The organism is Yoonia sp. R2-816, assembly GCF_046762905.1.
Taxonomy (GTDB): domain Bacteria; phylum Pseudomonadota; class Alphaproteobacteria; order Rhodobacterales; family Rhodobacteraceae; genus Yoonia.
Map to the genome: position 1 here is coordinate 1 of NZ_JBKQXN010000332.1, position 264 is coordinate 264.

Consider the following 264-nt stretch of genomic DNA (forward strand, 5'->3'; position numbering starts at 1 on the left):
CCGCTCTTTGCCCCCCGATGAATGCTGCTTGGGCACCAGTCCGAGCCATGCGGCAAAGTCTCGTCCACATCTAAAGATATCCATGGACGGTGCGAAGGCCTCTACCGCCATGGCAGTGAGTGGACCAACGCCGGGTATCGTTTGAAGCCGCCGGGATATCTCTGACTGCTGAGATGGCTTTCTCAGCTTGGTCGTCTTCGTGTCAATCCGGATCGTAAGATCGTCAATGGCAGTGAGCAGCTCCTCACACTCCTCCCGAACCAA

1 protein-coding gene is annotated in these 264 nt (G+C 56.8%); it reads right to left on the minus strand.

The window, feature by feature from the left end:
• Positions 1-264 (minus strand): transposase (locus ACFWW2_RS25265; RefSeq protein WP_393933180.1); only part of this gene is annotated, 264 nt, incomplete at both ends.